This is a genomic window from Burkholderia sp. BCC1988 (assembly GCF_905339895.1).
Classification (GTDB): Bacteria; Pseudomonadota; Gammaproteobacteria; order Burkholderiales; family Burkholderiaceae; genus Burkholderia.
The window spans coordinates 1-1,085 of the sequence record NZ_CAJPHA010000063.1 but is presented as its reverse complement, the minus strand read 5'-3'; the positions used below and the strand labels follow the sequence as shown (position 1 = coordinate 1,085).

The following is a 1,085-nucleotide window of genomic DNA, read 5'->3' as shown; positions in this document are numbered from 1 at the left end:
ACCGTATTCAGCGTCGCGGCCTTGATCGACGCGTTGTCGTGTTCTGCAATCACCAGAATCGTCATTTCTTTCCGCTCCCTCTTACAGCACCTTGGCTTCGGTCTTCAGCTTCTCGACCAGCGTCTTCACGTCCGGCACCTTCACGCCGGCTGCGCGCTTCGGCGGCTCGACCACCTTCAGCGTCTTCAGACGCGGCGCGACGTCCACACTGAGGTCTTCCGGCTTCACCGTTTCCAGCGGCTTCTTCTTCGCCTTCATGATGTTCGGCAGCGTCACGTAGCGCGGCTCGTTCAGGCGCAGGTCCGTGGTCACGACTGCGGGCAGCGTCAGCGACAGCGTTTCCGCGCCGCCGTCGACTTCGCGCGCAACCGTTGCCTTGCCGTCGGCCACCGTCACCTTCGACGCGAACGTCGCTTGCGGCAGACCTGCCAGCGCGGCCAGCATCTGGCCCGTCTGGTTCGAATCGTCGTCGATCGCCTGCTTGCCCAGGATCACCAGTTGCGGCTGTTCCTTGTCGACCAGCGCCTTCAGGATCTTCGCGACGGCCAGCGGCTCGACGCTGTCGTTCGACTCGACGAGGATCGCGCGATCCGCGCCGATCGCCAGCGCCGTACGCAGCGTTTCCTGCGCTTGCGCGACGCCCACCGACACCGCGATCACTTCGGTCGCGACACCCGCTTCCTTCAGCCGCACCGCTTCTTCCACCGCGATTTCGTCGAACGGATTCATCGACATCTTCACGTTCGCGATGTCGACGCCCGTGTTGTCCGACTTCACGCGGACCTTCACGTTGTAATCGACCACTCTTTTCACTGGCACCAGAATCTTCATCTCTATTTCCTTACATAAAACTGAAATCGACTGAAGTCGACTATTCACCGAGATACGCAGCCCGCACCTTCGGATCGTCGAGCATCTGCTTCGCGTCGCCTTCCATCGTGACCGTGCCCGAATCCATCACGTAACCTCGGTCCGCCGCCTGCAGCGCGAGGCGCGCGTTCTGCTCGACCAGCAGCACCGTGATGCCTTCCGCCGAGATCGTGCGCACCACTTCGAAGATCTTCTCGACCATGATCGGCGACAGA

1 protein-coding gene and 1 pseudogene are annotated in these 1,085 nt (G+C 61.8%); both read right to left on the bottom strand.

The window, feature by feature from the left end; genetic code table 11:
- Positions 1-81: 81 nt before the first annotated feature.
- Positions 82-831: an electron transfer flavoprotein subunit beta/FixA family protein gene (locus U4012_RS35535; protein WP_321804541.1), complete on the bottom strand. Its 750-nt coding sequence runs from the start codon at positions 829-831 to the stop codon at positions 82-84.
- Between the two features lie 40 nt (positions 832-871).
- Positions 872-1,085, bottom strand: a pseudogene (locus U4012_RS35530) (ABC transporter ATP-binding protein); the annotation flags it as partial.